General features: G+C 61.1%; 25 protein-coding genes. All 25 read right to left on the bottom strand.

Going from position 1 to position 16,114, the window contains the following annotated elements:
- Positions 1-22: 22 nt before the first annotated feature.
- Entirely contained in the window at positions 23-1,324 is a 1,302-nt protein-coding gene (secY, locus tag GC119_RS03550) for a preprotein translocase subunit SecY (RefSeq protein WP_070573456.1), read from the bottom strand.
- A gap of 231 nt (positions 1,325-1,555) precedes the next feature.
- Positions 1,556-2,011 (bottom strand): 50S ribosomal protein L15, encoded by a 456-nt coding sequence (gene rplO / locus GC119_RS03555; protein WP_070573454.1) that lies wholly within the window; start codon positions 2,009-2,011, stop codon positions 1,556-1,558.
- 1 nt (position 2,012) lies between these two features.
- A complete protein-coding gene (gene rpmD, locus GC119_RS03560; RefSeq protein ID WP_070573452.1) occupies positions 2,013-2,198 on the bottom strand; it encodes a 50S ribosomal protein L30 in 186 nt (61 codons plus the stop codon).
- Positions 2,198-2,827, bottom strand: a complete 630-nt coding sequence (gene rpsE / locus GC119_RS03565) for a 30S ribosomal protein S5 (RefSeq protein WP_019174652.1) — start codon at positions 2,825-2,827, stop codon at positions 2,198-2,200. Before rpsE ends, rpmD begins: the two co-directional genes overlap by 1 nt.
- Positions 2,824-3,204, bottom strand: coding sequence for a 50S ribosomal protein L18 (gene rplR / locus GC119_RS03570; protein ID WP_070573450.1), 381 nt, complete (start codon positions 3,202-3,204; stop codon positions 2,824-2,826). Before rplR ends, rpsE begins: the two co-directional genes overlap by 4 nt.
- Positions 3,205-3,206: 2 nt before the next feature.
- The gene (gene rplF / locus GC119_RS03575) at positions 3,207-3,743 is read right to left on the bottom strand and encodes a 50S ribosomal protein L6 (protein ID WP_070573448.1); all 537 of its coding nucleotides are present in this window, start codon (positions 3,741-3,743) and stop codon (positions 3,207-3,209) included.
- Between the two features lie 17 nt (positions 3,744-3,760).
- Positions 3,761-4,159, bottom strand: coding sequence for a 30S ribosomal protein S8 (gene rpsH, locus GC119_RS03580; protein ID WP_070573446.1), 399 nt, complete (start codon positions 4,157-4,159; stop codon positions 3,761-3,763).
- A gap of 77 nt (positions 4,160-4,236) precedes the next feature.
- Complete coding sequence (rplE, locus tag GC119_RS03585) at positions 4,237-4,809, bottom strand: 50S ribosomal protein L5 (protein ID WP_070573443.1); 573 nt, start codon at positions 4,807-4,809, stop codon at positions 4,237-4,239.
- Positions 4,809-5,180: a 50S ribosomal protein L24 gene (gene rplX, locus GC119_RS03590; protein ID WP_019174647.1), complete on the bottom strand. Its 372-nt coding sequence runs from the start codon at positions 5,178-5,180 to the stop codon at positions 4,809-4,811. Before rplX ends, rplE begins: the two co-directional genes overlap by 1 nt.
- A 2-nt stretch (positions 5,181-5,182) precedes the next feature.
- A complete protein-coding gene (gene rplN, locus GC119_RS03595; protein ID WP_019174646.1) occupies positions 5,183-5,551 on the bottom strand; it encodes a 50S ribosomal protein L14 in 369 nt (122 codons plus the stop codon).
- A gap of 140 nt (positions 5,552-5,691) precedes the next feature.
- Positions 5,692-5,967, bottom strand: coding sequence for a 30S ribosomal protein S17 (gene rpsQ, locus GC119_RS03600; RefSeq protein ID WP_026022713.1), 276 nt, complete (start codon positions 5,965-5,967; stop codon positions 5,692-5,694).
- Positions 5,967-6,218 (bottom strand): 50S ribosomal protein L29, encoded by a 252-nt coding sequence (gene rpmC / locus GC119_RS03605; RefSeq protein WP_070573441.1) that lies wholly within the window; start codon positions 6,216-6,218, stop codon positions 5,967-5,969. The genes rpsQ and rpmC overlap by 1 nt, the downstream gene beginning before the upstream one ends.
- 1 nt (position 6,219) lies before the next feature.
- The gene (gene rplP / locus GC119_RS03610) at positions 6,220-6,636 is read right to left on the bottom strand and encodes a 50S ribosomal protein L16 (RefSeq protein ID WP_070424739.1); all 417 of its coding nucleotides are present in this window, start codon (positions 6,634-6,636) and stop codon (positions 6,220-6,222) included.
- A 3-nt stretch (positions 6,637-6,639) separates the two neighbouring features.
- Positions 6,640-7,443: a 30S ribosomal protein S3 gene (gene rpsC / locus GC119_RS03615; RefSeq protein WP_019174642.1), complete on the bottom strand. Its 804-nt coding sequence runs from the start codon at positions 7,441-7,443 to the stop codon at positions 6,640-6,642.
- Positions 7,443-7,817: a 50S ribosomal protein L22 gene (gene rplV / locus GC119_RS03620; protein ID WP_019174641.1), complete on the bottom strand. Its 375-nt coding sequence runs from the start codon at positions 7,815-7,817 to the stop codon at positions 7,443-7,445. The genes rpsC and rplV overlap by 1 nt, the downstream gene beginning before the upstream one ends.
- A gap of 39 nt (positions 7,818-7,856) precedes the next feature.
- Positions 7,857-8,138 carry a 30S ribosomal protein S19 gene (gene rpsS, locus GC119_RS03625; protein ID WP_026022711.1) on the bottom strand — a complete coding sequence of 94 codons (282 nt, stop codon included), beginning with the start codon at positions 8,136-8,138 and terminating at the stop codon, positions 7,857-7,859.
- 15 nt (positions 8,139-8,153) lie between these two features.
- The gene (gene rplB, locus GC119_RS03630) at positions 8,154-8,990 is read right to left on the bottom strand and encodes a 50S ribosomal protein L2 (RefSeq protein WP_070573437.1); all 837 of its coding nucleotides are present in this window, start codon (positions 8,988-8,990) and stop codon (positions 8,154-8,156) included.
- Positions 8,991-9,020: 30 nt separating this feature from the next.
- Complete coding sequence (rplW, locus tag GC119_RS03635) at positions 9,021-9,323, bottom strand: 50S ribosomal protein L23 (RefSeq protein WP_019174638.1); 303 nt, start codon at positions 9,321-9,323, stop codon at positions 9,021-9,023.
- Positions 9,320-9,967: a 50S ribosomal protein L4 gene (gene rplD, locus GC119_RS03640; protein WP_070573513.1), complete on the bottom strand. Its 648-nt coding sequence runs from the start codon at positions 9,965-9,967 to the stop codon at positions 9,320-9,322. The genes rplW and rplD overlap by 4 nt, the downstream gene beginning before the upstream one ends.
- 5 nt (positions 9,968-9,972) lie before the next feature.
- Entirely contained in the window at positions 9,973-10,647 is a 675-nt protein-coding gene (rplC, locus tag GC119_RS03645; protein ID WP_070573435.1) for a 50S ribosomal protein L3, read from the bottom strand.
- 14 nt (positions 10,648-10,661) lie between these two features.
- Positions 10,662-10,970: a 30S ribosomal protein S10 gene (gene rpsJ / locus GC119_RS03650; RefSeq protein WP_019174635.1), complete on the bottom strand. Its 309-nt coding sequence runs from the start codon at positions 10,968-10,970 to the stop codon at positions 10,662-10,664.
- A 436-nt stretch (positions 10,971-11,406) separates the two neighbouring features.
- Complete coding sequence (gene tuf, locus GC119_RS03655) at positions 11,407-12,600, bottom strand: elongation factor Tu (protein ID WP_070573433.1); 1,194 nt, start codon at positions 12,598-12,600, stop codon at positions 11,407-11,409.
- A 108-nt stretch (positions 12,601-12,708) separates the two neighbouring features.
- Positions 12,709-14,814 carry an elongation factor G gene (gene fusA, locus GC119_RS03660; RefSeq protein ID WP_070573431.1) on the bottom strand — a complete coding sequence of 702 codons (2,106 nt, stop codon included), beginning with the start codon at positions 14,812-14,814 and terminating at the stop codon, positions 12,709-12,711.
- A gap of 66 nt (positions 14,815-14,880) precedes the next feature.
- Positions 14,881-15,351, bottom strand: a complete 471-nt coding sequence (gene rpsG, locus GC119_RS03665) for a 30S ribosomal protein S7 (protein ID WP_019174632.1) — start codon at positions 15,349-15,351, stop codon at positions 14,881-14,883.
- The gene (gene rpsL / locus GC119_RS03670; RefSeq protein WP_019174631.1) at positions 15,351-15,725 is read right to left on the bottom strand and encodes a 30S ribosomal protein S12; all 375 of its coding nucleotides are present in this window, start codon (positions 15,723-15,725) and stop codon (positions 15,351-15,353) included. The genes rpsG and rpsL overlap by 1 nt, the downstream gene beginning before the upstream one ends.
- Between the last annotated feature and the right edge of the window lie 389 nt (positions 15,726-16,114).

Below are 16,114 nucleotides of genomic sequence, written 5' to 3' on the forward strand. Positions count from 1 at the left end.
GTTGTGTGAGCTCAGCGGCAGATCAGCGCAGAAGGCCCTCGTAATGGCGCTGCTGCATCTGCGAATCAATCTGTTTGACCGTTTCAAGGCCGACACCCACAACAATGAGGATCGACGTGCCGCCGAACGGGAAGTCCTGATTGGCATCCACGAGCACCAAGGCGATCAGCGGGATCATGGCCACGAACGCCAGATAAAGCGAACCGGGAGTCGTGATGCGGTTGAGGACAAAGCGCAGGTAGTCCTCAGTGGGCTTGCCGGCGCGAATGCCCGGAACAAAACCGCCGTACTTCTTCATGTTGTCGGCGACTTCTTCAGGGTTGAAGGTGATCGCAACGTAGAAGAACGCGAAGAAAATAGTCAGACCGGCGTAGATGGCCATGTAGAGCGGGTGATCACCCCGGGCCAGGTAGGTGTGGATCCACTGCACCCAACCGGATTCAGGGTTGCCGAACTGAGAGATGAGCTGCGGCAGGTACAGAATCGAGCTTGCGAAGATGACCGGGATAACACCGGCCTGGTTGACCTTGATCGGAATGTAGGTCGAAGTGCCCCCAAACATACGGCGGCCCACCATGCGCTTGGCATACTGCACCGGAATGCGACGCTGCGACTGCTCAACAAAGACAACCAGCGCCACAACCAGCAGACCGACCAAGCAGACAATCGCGAAGACGTCCGGGCCCTTCGACTTGAGGATCTCGCCGAATGCGGTCGGGAAGCCAGCAGCAACCGACGTGAAGATCAGCAGCGACATGCCGTTGCCCACGCCGCGCTCCGTAATCTGCTCACCCAGCCACATAATGAGGGCAGTGCCCGCCGTGAGGGTGAGAACGATGATCAGCTGCGCCCACCACTCATCGCGCACAATGATGTTTTCACAGCCTTCGACATTGCCGAACAGAGCACCGGTGCGCACAGTCGTCACCAGAGTCGTAGCGTTGAGAACAGCCAGACCAATAGTCATATAGCGGGTGTACTGCGTCAGCTTGGCCTGCCCGGAAGCACCCTCCTTGTGCAGCGCCTCAAAGCGCGGAATGACCACGCGCAGAAGCTGCGTGATAATCGAAGCGGTGATGTAGGGCATGATGCCCAACGCGAAAATAGACAGCTTCAGCAGCGCACCGCCGGAGAACAGGTTGATCATGCCGAAGGCACCCGAATTCAGCTGCGGATTCGAAACACACTGCTGAACGTTCGCATAGTCAATGCCCGGCGCAGGAATGAAGCTGCCCAAGCGGAAGAGCACAATAATGCCCAAAGTGAAGAGGAGTTTGTTCCTCAGATCCGGGGTCCGGAAGGCTCTACCGATAGCGCCGAACAAACGTCCTCCTGAGATCAAGAACCCGCACCCTGGACAAACTCAAGGCACGACAATTCCGCAGACAGATACCGCAGGTACTTTACTCCGCTCCAACAGGCCAAGCAAACCCGAATCTGACATACCAGGCGACCGGCACGTCGCCCAACGCTTCCCAAAACAAAAACAGACGAGGCGGAGATCAAGGTGACCTCCGCCTCGTCAGCGAAATCAGACAGCCTAAGCTGCCGTCAATCAGGCTTCAGTTGCAGTACCGCCGGCAGCCTTGATCTTTTCGATCGCGGAACCGGAGAACTTTTCAGCCGTGATGTTGATCTTCGCGGTGAGTTCACCCTCACCGAGAACCTTGACGGGCTGCTTGGCGCGGACAGCACCCTTTTCCACCAGATCGGCAACCGTGATGTCGCCGCCTTCCGGGAACAGCGCCTGCAGCTTGTCCAGGTTGATGACCGCGTAGGTCACCTTGTTCGGGTTCTTAAAACCGCGCAGCTTGGGCAGACGCATGTGCAGCGGCGTCTGTCCGCCCTCGAAGCCGTGGGGAACCTGGTAGCGGGCCTTCGTGCCCTTGGTTCCGCGGCCTGCGGTCTTACCGCCCTTGCCTGCTTCACCACGACCGTAGCGGTGCTTGGCGGTCTTCTCGCCCTCAGCGGGGCGCAGGTGGTGAAGCTTGAGTGCACGTTCTTCAGCCATGTCAGTCCACCTCTTCGCACTTGACCAGGTGGCGAACAGCGTTCACCATACCGCGAACCTCGGGACGGTCCTCGCGAACCACCGAGTGGTTCAGACGCTTAAGACCGAGAGTGCGGATGGTTTCACGGTGCTGCGGCTTGCCACCGATCGTCGACTTGATCTGCGTAATCTTCAGCTTCTTAGCCATCAGGCGCTTGCCCCGCTTTCTGCTGCGCGCAGAAGAGCGTGCGGAGCAACTTCGTCAACCGGCAGGCCACGGCGAGCCGCGACTTCTTCCGGACGCTCCAAGCCCTTCAGCGCTGCAATGGTGGCGTGCACGATGTTGATCGCATTTGCCGAACCCAGCGACTTCGAAAGGATGTCGTGGATGCCAGCGCAGTCGAGGACGGCACGGACAGGACCACCGGCGATAACACCGGTACCGGCCGAAGCCGGACGGAGCAGGACAACGCCCGCGGCGTCTTCACCCTGCACCGGGTGCGGGATGGTCTTCTCGATGCGGGGGACGCGGAAGAAGTTCTTCTTCGCTTCCTCAACACCCTTGGCGATGGCCGCGGGAACTTCCTTGGCCTTGCCGTAGCCCATTCCGACCATGCCATCGCCATCGCCCACAACGACCAGGGCGGTGAAGGAGAAACGGCGTCCGCCCTTCACAACCTTGGACACGCGGTTGATGGTGACAACGTGCTCAATGAACTGGTTCTTGTCTTCGCGCTCACCGCGTCCACCGCGGCGACCGCCCTGGCCGCGACCGCGACCGCGACCGCGATCGGGGTTCTGCTGCTCAGTCTGGTTTGTCTTCTCTTCGTTGCTCACAGCGCCAGACCTCCTTCACGTGCGCCCTCTGCGATTGCGGCCACACGGCCGTGGTAGGCGTTGCCGCCGCGGTCGAACACAACAGCCTCAACACCGACGGCCTTCGCACGTTCGGCGATGAGCTCGCCGACCTTGCGTGCCTTTGCGGTCTTGTCGCCGTCGAACGAACGCAGCTCGGCTTCCATAGTCGAGGCCGAAGCAACGGTATTGCCGGCTTCGTCGTCGATGACCTGGACGAACACGTGACGCGACGAGCGGGTCACCGAAAGACGCGGACGTTCGGGCGTGCCGTTGATGTGCTTGCGCAGACGGGCGTGGCGACGGTTGCGTGCAGCAGTCTTGGACTTGCCGCGGCTCTTCTTCAATCCGAAGGCCATGGTTACTTACCAGCCTTTCCAACCTTGCGGCGAACCTGTTCGCCTGCGTAGCGGACACCCTTGCCCTTGTAGGGTTCGGGCTTGCGAAGCTTGCGGATGTTCGCAGCGACTTCGCCGACAAGCTGCTTGTCGATTCCGCTGACGGTGAGTTTGTTGTTGCCCTCAACCGTGAAGGTGATTCCCTGCGGGGCGGCAACCGGGATCGAGTGCGAGTAGCCCAGCGACATTTCGATGTCGCTGCCCTTCGCCTGAACACGGTAGCCGGTGCCGACGATCTCGAGCTTCTTTTCGTAGCCCTGGGTCACACCGACGATCATGTTGTCGACCAGGGTGCGCGACAGACCGTGCAGGGCGCGAGATTCGCGCTCCTCGTTCGGACGCTCAAGGGTGATGACGCCGTCTTCGAGCTCAACCTTGATCGGTTCAGCAACCGTGTGGCTCAGTTCGCCCTTGGGGCCCTTCACGCTGACGGTCTGGCCGTCGATCTTGACCTCAACACCGCTGGGAACGGAGATGGGGCGCTTGCCGATACGTGACATTGTGCTCTCTCCTTCCCTTACCAGACGTAGGCGAGGACTTCCCCGCCCACACCCTTCTTAGCTGCCGTGCGGTCAGTCATCAGACCGGACGACGTGGACAGAATCGCGATGCCGAGACCGCCGAGAACCTTCGGCAGGTTGGTGCTCTTGGCGTAGACGCGAAGACCGGGCTTCGAGACGCGCTTGAGGCCGGCGATCGAACGTTCGCGGTTCGGGCCGAACTTCAGGTCCATCTCCAGAGTCTTGCCGACGCGGGCGTCTTCGACGCGGTAGTCGGCGATGTAGCCCTCGGCCTTGAGAATGTCGGCGATGTTCGCCTTCAGCTTGCTGTGGGGCATGCTGACATCCTCGTGGTACGCCGAGTTGGCGTTGCGCAGACGCGTAAGCATGTCTGCGACTGGGTCAGTCATAGTCATTGGGCTTTAGCCCTTCCTCGCTGCGGTTTCTGTGCCGTTTCCGATTGTGGATCGACACGGACCTTCAACGTAGTGGTTCAGTTTGCTTTAAAGGGGAAGCCCAGGTGCTTGATAAGCGCCCGGCCCTCTTCGTCGGTCTTGGCGGTAGTGACGATCGTGATGTCCATACCGCGAACGCGGTCGATGTTGTCCTGGTTGATTTCGTGGAACATCGACTGTTCGGTCAGGCCGAAGGTGTAGTTTCCGTTGCCGTCGAACTGGCGGTCCGAGAGTCCGCGGAAGTCGCGGATACGCGGCAGTGCCAGCGAAATGGTGCGGTCGAGGAACTCCCACATGCGCGCCCGGCGCAGCGTGACGTGAGCGCCGATCGGCTGGCCTTCGCGCAGCTTGAACTGTGCGATCGACTTGCGTGCGCGGGTGACAACCGGCTTCTGACCCGTGATGAGGGTCAGGTCGTTGATTGCGCCTTCGATGAGCTTCGAGTCGCGGGCGGCGTCACCAACTCCCATGTTCACGACGACCTTTTCGATCGTGGGAACCTGCATGGGGTTCGCGTAGTTGAACTCCTCCTGCATCTTCGCGACGATCTCGTTGCGGTAGAACTCGCGCAGTCGAGGTGCAGGACGGCTGGTTGCTGTTGCTTCAGTCATCAGATGTCCTCTCCGGTACGACGCGAGTAGCGGACGCGGACGGTCTTGGTGCGGCCGTCGCGTTCAACCTTTTCCTCGCGGAAGCCCACGCGGGTCGGCTTGTTGTCCTTGGGGTCAACGAGCATGACGTTCGAAACGTGAATCGGAGCTTCGTGAATCTCGATGCCTCCGGCAGTAGCGCCGGCTGCGGTCTGAGTGGCGCGCTTGTGCTTGGTGATGCGGTTGACGCCTTCGACCAGAACACGCTGGCGTTCGGGGTACACGGCCAGAACCTTGCCCTGCTTGCCGCGGTCGCCTCCGCGCTCCTGCTTTGCACCGGCGATCACCTGAACGGTGTCGCCCTTCTTGATGTGCAGCTTAGGTGCCGTCATTCTTACAACACCTCCGGTGCGAGCGAGATGATCTTCATGAACTTCTTTTCGCGCAGCTCACGGCCCACGGGGCCGAAGATGCGGGTGCCGCGCGGTTCACCGTCGGTCTTGAGGATGACGGCTGCGTTTTCGTCGAACGAAATGTACGAACCGTCGTTGCGACGCTGCGCCTTGCGGGTGCGCACAACAACGGCCTTGACGATGTCGCCCTTCTTGACGTTGCCGCCGGGGATTGCGTCCTTGACCGTAGCGACGATCGTGTCGCCGACGGACGCGTAGCGACGTCCTGAACCCCCGAGGATCCGGATGGCAAGGATCTCCTTGGCACCGGTGTTGTCAGCGACTTTCAGTCGCGACTCCTGCTGGATCAATGTCTTCTCCTGTCGTCTCGCTGGTTCTCTTTATGAGCCTTGCGGAACGGTTGTGTTTACAGTGCCCGTGTGCGGTTCCCCGGTAGCCGCCCCCAGGAGTGGGGGCGGGACCGGGGCGGACCGCAGCCGGTGGCCGCGAATTACTTGGCGCGCTCGATGATCTCTACGAGTCGCCAGCGCTTCGTTGCCGAGTACGGGCGGGTCTCAGCAACACGCACGAGGTCGCCAACACCAGCGGTGTTGTCTTCGTCGTGGGCCTTGAACTTGGTGGTCGTGCGCATGATCTTGCCGTACAGGCGGTGCTGCTTGCGGCGCTCGACCTCAACCACGATGGTCTTGTCCATTTTGTCAGACACAACGTAGCCGCGCGCGGTCTTACGGCTGCCGCGCTGGGTGGTTTCTGTCACTTCAGACATCACTTGCCCTCTTCCTTAGCGTCAGCCGGGTTGGTGCGGAGCAGAAGCTCGCGTTCGCGAAGCACGGTGTAGATGCGTGCAATGTCCTTCCGGACGGCCTTCACGCGACCGGGGTTGTCGAGCTGGCCGGTTGCGGCCTGGAAGCGCAGGTTGAACAGTTCAGCCTTTGCCTTCTTGAGCTCTTCGCCCAGACGTTCGTTGTTGTAGCCGTCGAGAACGTCCATGGTCAGATCCTTGGATCCTACTGCCACGTCATTCACCACCTTCACGAGAAACAATGCGGGCCTTCATCGGAAGCTTGTGGATGGCAAGCCGCAGAGCTTCGCGAGCCACTTCTTCCGAAACGCCGCCGAGCTCGAACATGATGCGTCCGGGCTTGACGGGTGCAACCCACCATTCGGGTGAGCCCTTACCGGAGCCCATGCGGGTCTCGGCGGGCTTCTTGGTAATGGGACGGTCCGGGAAGATGTTGATCCAGACCTTGCCGCCGCGTTTGATGTGGCGGGTCATGGCAATACGAGCAGCTTCGATCTGACGGTTGGTCACATAAGCGGCGTCGAGTGCCTGAATGCCCCATTCACCGAATGCCAGTTCGGTTCCGCCCTTGGCGTAGCCGTCGAGGCTGGGGTGGTGCGGCTTGCGGTACTTAACACGACGAGGGATCAGCACGTGTCAGCCCTCCGTTCCGGCTGCGGCTTCTTTCGAAGCTGCAGCATTGTCGTTCTTCTGCTGAGCTGCGCCCTGACCGCCGCGTCCGCGTCCACCGCGGCCGCGTCCGCGTCCACCGCGTCCGCCGCGCTGGTTGGTCTGTGCAGCTTCCTGAGCGGCAAGTTCCTTGTCAGTCATGTCGCCGCGGTAGACCCAGACCTTCACGCCGATCCGGCCGAAGGTGGTGTGCGCTTCGTAGAAGCCGTAGTCGATGTTCGCCCGCAGGGTGTGCAGCGGCACACGGCCTTCGCGGTAGAACTCCGAACGGCTCATTTCAGCGCCGCCGAGACGGCCGGAGCACTGCACGCGGATGCCCTTGGCACCTGCGCGCTGTGCGGACTGGATTGCCTTGCGCATAGCGCGGCGGAATGCCACGCGGCTGGCAAGCTGCTCTGCTACACCCTGGGCGACCAGCTGTGCATTGACCTCGGGGTTCTTGACTTCGAGGATGTTCAGCTGGATCTGCTTGCCGGTGAGCTTCTCAAGCTTGGAGCGCAGGCGGTCGGCTTCCGCACCCCGGCGGCCGATGACAATGCCGGGGCGTGCCGTGTGGATGTCCACGCGAACACGGTCACGGGTGCGCTCGATGTTGATTTTTGCAAGGCCCGCGCGTTCGAGGTCGGTTTCGAGCATCTTGCGAATGCGGATGTCTTCGCCGACGTAGTCCTTGTAGCGCTGACCCTTAACGGTCGAGTCCGAGAACCACTTCGAACGGTGATCGGTGGTGATGCCCATCCGGAACCCGGTGGGGTTGATCTTCTGACCCATCAGGCGTTCTCCTTCCCATCAGCGTCCGAGCCGTCCGTGAGGACCACGGTGATGTGGCTGGTGCGCTTGTCGATGCGGTGTGCACGACCCTGGGCGCGAGGACGGAACCGCTTCATGGTCGGTCCTTCATCGACGTAGATCTCTGAGATCACGAGGTCGTCTTCATTGAATGCAACGCCGAGCTTGTCAGCTTCCTGACGGGCGTTGCTGATGCCCGATGCGACGAGTTTGTAGACAGGCTCAGATGCAGCCTGGGGAACAAACTTGAGCATCGCGAGGGCTTCGGTTGCCTGCTGACCACGAACGAGGTCAACGACACGCCGAGCCTTCATGGGCGTCACACGCAGAAAGCGTGCCTTCGCCTTGGCTTCCATCGTTTCCTTCTCTCCTTATAGGACGCGTAGGGGCGCGGCTCAGCCGCGGCGGCCCTTGCGGTCGTCCTTGTCGTGGCCGCGGAACGTCCGCGTCGGTGCGAATTCGCCGAGCTTGTGCCCGACCATTGATTCGGTGATGAACACCGGGACGTGCTTGCGTCCGTCGTGGACCGCGATGGTGTGTCCCAGGAAGTCCGGGATGATCATCGAGCGACGCGACCACGTCTTGATTACGTTGTTGGTGCCCTTTTCGTTCTGAGCGGCGACCTTCTGGAAAAGGTGCTCGTCAACGAAGGGGCCCTTCTTCAAGCTACGAGGCATTTTCTAGGCTCCCTATCAGCGCTTCTTGCCGGTGCGACGGCGGCGCACAATGTACTTGTCGCTTTCGCGGTTCGGACGGCGGGTGCGTCCTTCCGGCTGGCCCCAGGGGCTGACCGGGTGACGGCCACCCGAGGTGCGGCCTTCACCACCACCGTGCGGGTGGTCGATCGGGTTCATTGCAACACCGCGGACGGTGGGACGCACGCCCTTCCAGCGCATGCGGCCGGCCTTGCCCCAGCTGATGTTGGCCTGCTCGGCGTTGCCGACTTCGCCGACGGTCGCGCGGCAGCGAGCATCGACGTTGCGGATTTCACCCGAGGGCATGCGCAGCTGTGCGTAGCGGCCGAACTTCGCAACGAGCTGAGCCGAAGTGCCGGCGCTGCGGCCGATCTTGGCTCCGCCGCCGGGGCGAAGTTCGATTGCGTGGATCACGGTGCCGACGGGGATGTTCTGCAGCGGCAGAGCATTGCCCGGCTTGATGTCAGCCTGTGCTCCGGCTTCGACGCGGTCGCCCTGCTTGAGCTTGTTCGGGGCGAGAATGTAGCGCTTCTCGCCGTCGACGTAGTGCAGCAGTGCAATGCGCGCGGTGCGGTTCGGGTCGTACTCGATGTGTGCGACCTTTGCCGGGACGCCGTCCTTGTCGTGACGACGGAAGTCGATCACGCGGTACTGGCGTTTGTGGCCACCGCCCTGGTGACGGGTGGTGACTCGGCCCTGGCTGTTGCGGCCGCCCTTCTTCGGCAGCGGACGCAGAAGCGACTTCTCCGGCGTAGACCGGGTCACTTCGACGAAGTCCGCGACCGACGAGCCACGGCGGCCCGGGGTCGTGGGCTTGTACTTACGGATTCCCATGAGTCTTCAATTCCTTCTGAACTGGATCGCTTAGAGCGATCCGCCGAAAATGTCGATCGATCCTTCGCGAAGGGCGACGACGGCGCGCTTGGTGTTCTTGCGCTTGCCGTAACCGGTGCGGGTGCGCGTGCGCTTGCCCTCGCGGTTGAAGGTGTTGACCTTGTCGACCTTGACGCCGAAGATGCTTTCGATGGCGTACTTGATTTCGGTTTTGTTCGACCGCGGATCAACGAGGAAGGTGTACTTGCCTTCGTCCATGAGCCCGTAGGTCTTCTCCGAAACGACCGGCGCGATGATGATGTCGCGCGGGTCCTTGATGGTTACGCTGCTCACTTGGCTGCCTCCTCGTTCTTGCCGAGGTACGCCTTGAGCGCAGCCTCGGTGAAGATGATGTCGTCGGCCATCAGCACGTCGTAGGTGTTCAGCTGTCCCCAGTGCAGCGTGTGCACGTTGGGCAGGTTGCGAACCGACAGTTCGGTGACGCGGTCGTCGTCGGTGACGACGACGAGCTGGTTCTTGTTGCTCGAAAGCTTTTCGATTGCTGCGCGAGCAGCCTTGGTCGAAGGCGTGTCACCGTCGACGAGGGCAGTCACAGCGTGCACCTGGTCGAAGCGCGCCCGATCAGAAAGTGCGCCGCGCAGTGCTGCAGCCTTCATCTTCTTGGGGGTGCGCTGCGAGTAGTCGCGCGGAACCGGACCGTGGACGATGCCGCCGCCTGCGAACTGCGGAGCGCGGATCGAACCCTGGCGTGCGTTGCCGGTGCCCTTCTGGCGCCACGGCTTGCGGCCACCACCGCGGACTTCAGCGCGGGTCTTGGTTTTGTGCGTTCCCTGGCGAGCTGCGGCCAGCTGCGCAGTCACGACCTGGTGGATGAGCGCGACGTTCGTCGGCACATCGAAGATCGCGGCGGGCAGTTCAGCGGTTCCGGCCTTTTTGCCGGCTGCGTCGAGAACGTCGATTGACTTGGTTTCAGCCATCGGAGTCATGCTCCCTTCACTGCAGAGCGAACGAGGACGACAGCACCCTTGGCTCCCGGAACAGCACCCTTGAGCAGCAGAACGCTGTTTTCAGCGTCGACCGCGTGAATCGTGAGGTTCTGGGTGGTCTGCTTGACGTTGCCCATACGGCCGGCCATGCGCTGGCCCTTGAAGACGCGGCCGGGTGTGGCTGCGCCGCCGATGGAGCCGGGCTTGCGGTGGTTGCGGTGCTGACCGTGCGATGCGCCGACACCGGCAAAGCCGTGGCGCTTCATAACGCCTGCGTGGCCCTTGCCCTTGGTGTTGGCGGTCACGTCAACCTTGGTGCCGGCTTCGAAGACGTCAACGCCGAACTCCTGGCCGAGCGAGTATTCGCCGGCATCAGCCGTGCGAAGCTCAACGAGGTAGCGGCGAGGTGTGACGCCGGCCTTGTCGAAGTGACCGGCGGTCGGCTTGTTGACCTTGCGCGGGTCGATTTCGCCCGAGCCGATCTGGATTGCTGCGTAGCCGTCGGTTTCGACGTCGCGGATCTGGGTGACAACGTTGGTGTCAACGGCGACGGCGGTGACGGGAACGAGGTTGCCCTCTTCGTCCCACACCTGGGTCATGCCGAGCTTCTTGCCGAGCAGGCCCTTGAATGTGCGGGTGGTGGGAAGGGCCTTGGAACGGGTGTTAGCCATTGAAAGTCCCTCCCTTAGAGCTTGATCTCGATGTTGACGTCGTCGGCGAGGTCAAGGCGCATGAGCGAGTCAACTGCCTTGGGCGTCGGGTCGACGATGTCGATGAGCCGCTTGTGGGTGCGCATCTCAAAGTGCTCGCGGCTGTCTTTGTACTTGTGGGGCGACCGAATAACGCAGTACACGTTCTTTTCAGTCGGCAACGGCACGGGGCCCACAACCGTAGCGCCAGCGCGTGTGACAGTCTCCACGATCTTGCGTGCAGCGCTGTCGATCACAGCGTGGTCGTACGACTTGAGCCTGATGCGGATCTTCTGTCCGGCCATGGCGTCGTAACTCCATCCTTTGTTCTTCCTGGCCATCAACCGCCCGTCCTTGCGGATCTGGCGGTTTGCACCAGCTGTTCTTCCGACCCCCGCGGTCGGGCGTGTCGCAACAATCTTTTTAAAAAAAGCTGCCTGGGCAGTGCGACTCGCTGTCAGAGTTGTTTCGGTGAACCGAACCCGTAGCGGATTCACTTCCGATGTTTCCGGGCATCCGGCTGATGCCGAGCAGGGGTCTGCGCCCGAAAACGCAACTTTCACATCTTTGCACACCTAGCACACAAGCTCAAATCGGAGGCTGATGTTGTGCGTCACGGCGTTCCGCAGTTCCTTCGGCCGTCTCACCCTCTGCGCTGTTGGCAGTCGCTTCCTCGCCTATGCAGACAGCAAAGAGCCCCGCGGCCGAAACCACGGGGCTCTCTGTCAGGCTGTCAGAAGATCAGGCGTGGATCTTGGTGACACGGCCTGCGCCGACGGTGCGTCCACCTTCGCGGATAGCGAAGCGGAGGCCTTCTTCCATGGCGACCGGCTGGATGAGCTCGACCGACATTTCGGTGTCGTCGCCGGGCATAACCATCTCGGTGCCTTCAGGCAACGTGATGACGCCGGTGACGTCCGTGGTGCGGAAGTAGAACTGCGGACGGTAGTTCGAGTAGAAGGGGTTGTGACGGCCGCCTTCTTCCTTCGACAGGATGTAGACCTGTGCGTCGAACTTGGTGTGCGGCGTGATGCTGCCGGGCTTCACGATGACCTGACCGCGCTCAACGTCTTCGCGCTTGGTGCCGCGCAGAAGCAGACCGACGTTTTCACCTGCACGAGCGTCCGGCAGGGTCTTGCGGAACATTTCGATAGCGGTGACGGTGGTCTTCGAGGACTGCGGCTTGATGCCGACGATCTCGATTTCTTCGTTCGGCAGCAGGATGCCGCGCTCAACACGACCGGTGACGACGGTGCCGCGACCGGTAATGGTGAAGACGTCTTCCACGGGCATGAGGAAGTCCTTGTCGATGTCGCGCTCCGGTTCCGGAACGTTTTCGTCGACAGCTTCCATGAGGTCCTGGACCGACTTGACCCATTCCGGGTCGCCTTCGAGGGCCTTGAGAGCCGAAACGCGGATGACAGGTGCGTCGTCGCCGGGGAATTCCTGGTCAGACAGGAGTTCGCGGACTTCCATTTCGACGAGGTCGAAGAGGTCTTCGTCGTCGATCATGTCGGACTTGTTCAGAGCCACGACGATGTAGGGAACGCCGACCTGGCGAGCGAGCAGAACGTGCTCACGGGTCTGCGGCATCGGGCCGTCGGTTGCAGCGACAACCAGGATTGCGCCGTCCATCTGGGCGGCACCGGTGATCATGTTCTTGACGTAGTCAGCGTGACCGGGGGCGTCAACGTGAGCGTAGTGACGCTTTTCGGTCTCGTACTCAACGTGCGAAACGTTGATGGTAATACCACGTTCACGCTCTTCAGGAGCGTTGTCGACCTGGTCGAATGCACGTGCTTCGTTGAGGTCGGGGTACTGGTCTGCAAGGACCTTCGTGATTGCCGCGGTCAGAGTCGTCTTACCGTGGTCAACGTGACCAATGGTACCGATGTTGACGTGCGGCTTAGTCCTTTCGAAGCTAGCCTTTGCCACTGGGTTCCTCCTAGTGATTGGTGCGGCGCAAGCTTGTGAGCGCCGCGCCTTTTTACTTGTTGCGCTCGGCGGGACAGCGTGCAGCTGCCCCGCCGAGCAACGGGGAGATTATTCTCCGCCGCGGGTCTTTTGGATGATTTCGTCCGAAACGTTCTGCGGAACTTCGGCGTACGAGTGGAACTGCATGCCGTAGACGGCACGTCCCTGCGTCTTGGAGCGCAGGTCGCCGATGTAGCCGAACATTTCCGACAGCGGGACGAGTGCACGCACAACCTTAATGCCGGTGGCGTCTTCCATCGACTGCACCTGTCCGCGACGCGAGTTCAAGTCGCCGATGACGTCGCCCATGTACTCCTCCGGAGTGCGGACTTCGACATCCATGAGCGGTTCGAGCAGCACGGGGCGCGCCTTGGGAGCAGCCTCCTTGAATGCCATCGAACCGGCGAGCTTGAACGCCATTTCCGACGAGTCGACGTCGTGGTAAGCACCGTCGACCAGGGTGGCCTTGATGCCGACCATCGGGTAGCCGGCGAGAACACCGACCTGCATGGCATCCTGGATGCCCGCATCCACCGACGGAATGTATTCGCGGGGCACGCGGCCACCGGTGATCGCGTTGTCGAATTCGTAGATCTTGTCGCCTTCGACCTCCATCGGCTCGATGGTGATCTGAACCTTGGCGAACTGGCCCGAACCACCGGTCTGCTTCTTGTGCGTGTAGTCGTACTTTTCGACTGCCTTGCGAATGGTTTCGCGGTACGCAACCTGAGGCTTGCCGATGTTGGCTTCGACCTTGAATTCGCGCTTCATGCGGTCGACGAACACATCGAGGTGAAGTTCGCCCATGCCGCCGATTTCGGTCTGGCCGGTTTCTTCGTTGAGGTTGACCGTGAACGTCGGGTCTTCCTTGACGAGCTTCTGAATAGCCGAGGACAGCTTTTCCTGGTCGCCCTTCGTCTTCGGTTCGATAGAAACGAAGATGACGGGCTCGGGGAATGCCATCGACTCCAGAACAACCGGGTTGGACGGATCGGCGAGGGTGTCACCGGTAGTGGTGTCCTTCAGGCCGATGAAGGCATAGATGTGACCTGCAAATGCCTCTTCAACAGGGTTTTCCTTGTTGGAGTGCATCTGGAAGAGCTTGCCTACGCGCTCACGCTTGCCGGTGGTGGTATTCAGCAGCGTGTCACCGGACTTCACGTGACCGGAGTACACGCGAATGTAGGTGAGCGAACCGAAGAACGGGTGCGTTGCAACCTTGAAGGCCAGAGCCGAGAACGGTTCGTCCTTCGAGGGTTTGCGCACAACCTCTTCGTCCTCCTTGCCGTAGACGAGGCCGGTGACCGGCGGAACGTCAAGCGGCGAAGGCAGGTAGTCGATGACAGCGTCAAGGACCTTCTGCACACCCTTGTTCTTGAAAGCCGAACCGCACATGACGGGGAAGGCTTCTGAGGCAATCGTGAGCTGGCGGATGCCGGCCTTGATTTCGTCGATGGAGAGTTCGCCTTCTTCGAGGTACTTCTCCATGAGCTCTTCACTGGCTTCGGCAACGTCTTCGACCAGGGCTGCACGGTATTCTTCCGCGCGTTCCTGCAGGTCAGCAGGGATTTCGATTTCCTGCATGTCCTGGCCCATCTTGGTTTCGTCCGGCCAGACGTAGGCCTTCATTTCGAGGAGGTCGACAACGCCCTCGAAGTCGCTTTCAGCGCCGATGGGCAGCTGAATGACCAGCGGCTTAGCGCCGAGACGGTCCTTGATGGTGCCGACGGTGTAGTAGAAGTCAGCACCGAGCTTGTCCATCTTGTTGACAAAGCAGACGCGCGGGACGTCGTACTTGTCAGCCTGACGCCAAACGGTTTCGGACTGCGGCTCAACACCTTCCTTGCCGTCGAACACAGCGACAGCGCCGTCGAGAACGCGGAGCGAACGCTCCACTTCCACGGTGAAGTCGACGTGCCCGGGGGTGTCGATGATGTTGATCTGGTTGTCTTGCCAGTAGCAGGTCGTCGCGGCCGATGTAATCGTGATGCCGCGCTCCTGTTCCTGCTCCATCCAGTCCATGGTCGAAGCGCCGTCGTGGGTTTCGCCCAGCTTGTAGTTGACGCCGGTGTAGAACAGGATTCGTTCGGTGGTGGTTGTCTTACCGGCATCAATGTGAGCCATGATGCCGATGTTGCGGACCTTTTTAAGGTCAGTCAGCACTTCAAGTGCCACGGTGTCCCTCTCTCGTAAGAAGTACCTGGACAAGCAGCACCCGCCGAAACGGGCACCGCCTGATGATTACCAGCGGTAGTGAGCGAAGGCCTTGTTGGACTCAGCCATCTTGTGCATGTCCTCGCGGCGCTTCACAGCAGCACCAAGGCCGTTGGAAGCGTCGAGGATTTCGTTCATCAGACGCTCGGTCATCGTCTTTTCGCGACGCTGACGAGCAAACTGAACCAGCCAGCGCAGAGCCAGCGTGGTGGAACGGGCGGGGCGGACGTCAACCGGCACCTGGTAGGTGGCACCGCCGACGCGGCGGGAGCGGACCTCCAGCGACGGGCGAATGTTGTCGAGGGCCTTCTTCAGAAGGGTGAGAGCCTCGACGTTGGCCTTCTCCGAAGCGCTTTCGAGTGCGCCGTAGACGATGCGCTCAGCGGTGGAGCGCTTGCCGTCGAGGAGGACCTTGTTGATGAGCTGGGTGACCAGCGGTGAGTTGTAGACCGGGTCGATTGCGACCGGGCGCTTGGGTGCGGGGCCCTTACGCGGCATTACTTCTTCTCCTTCTTCGCTCCGTAGCGGCTGCGAGCCTGCTGACGGCCCTTGACGGGCTGAGTGTCGAGTGCACCGCGAACAATCTTGTAGCGGACACCGGGGAGGTCCTTCACACGGCCTCCGCGCACGAGCACGATGGAGTGCTCCTGGAGGTTGTGGCCTTCACCCGGGATGTAGGCGGTCACTTCGATCTGCGAAGAGAGCTTGACACGTGCGACCTTGCGCAGTGCCGAGTTGGGCTTCTTCGGCGTGGTCGTGTACACGCGAGTGCACACGCCGCGACGCTGCGGGCTGCCCTTAAGAGCAGGCGTAGCGTTCTTCGCCGGCTTGTCGTGCCGTCCCTTGCGGACGAGCTGCTGAATTGTAGGCACTTATCAGGTTCTCCGATGCTTCTCGTTATTCCTAATCTCCTGAGGATTCAGGAGCGTATCCTTCTGCGGCCGGGTGAAGCTGCGTGCCCGACTGCAGACGTGGCTTCCACCGCCGTTTCCAGTGCAGCCGCACTGTCTGTCGGTATATGGCGAAAAACCACCGGTGTTGATGTTTTCCGTGTGATGATGAAAACTTCACCGCCATAGGGCAACAACACCGCCTGCCGAAAAATCGCAGATACACCTAGGGTAACCCTCGGCGAGCCACTCGGTCAAAACACGGTTGGACGGTGCTTGACCTGGCGATTTCAGGCGTTCCAACTGTAACGCGCCGGCAGCCGTGTTCTGCAAGGAGTTTGCTTGAGGTTCGCTCATTCTCCGAAAACATT

The organism is Brevibacterium sp. Marseille-P9724 (assembly GCF_902500275.1).
Lineage (GTDB): Bacteria > Actinomycetota > Actinomycetes > Actinomycetales > Brevibacteriaceae > Brevibacterium.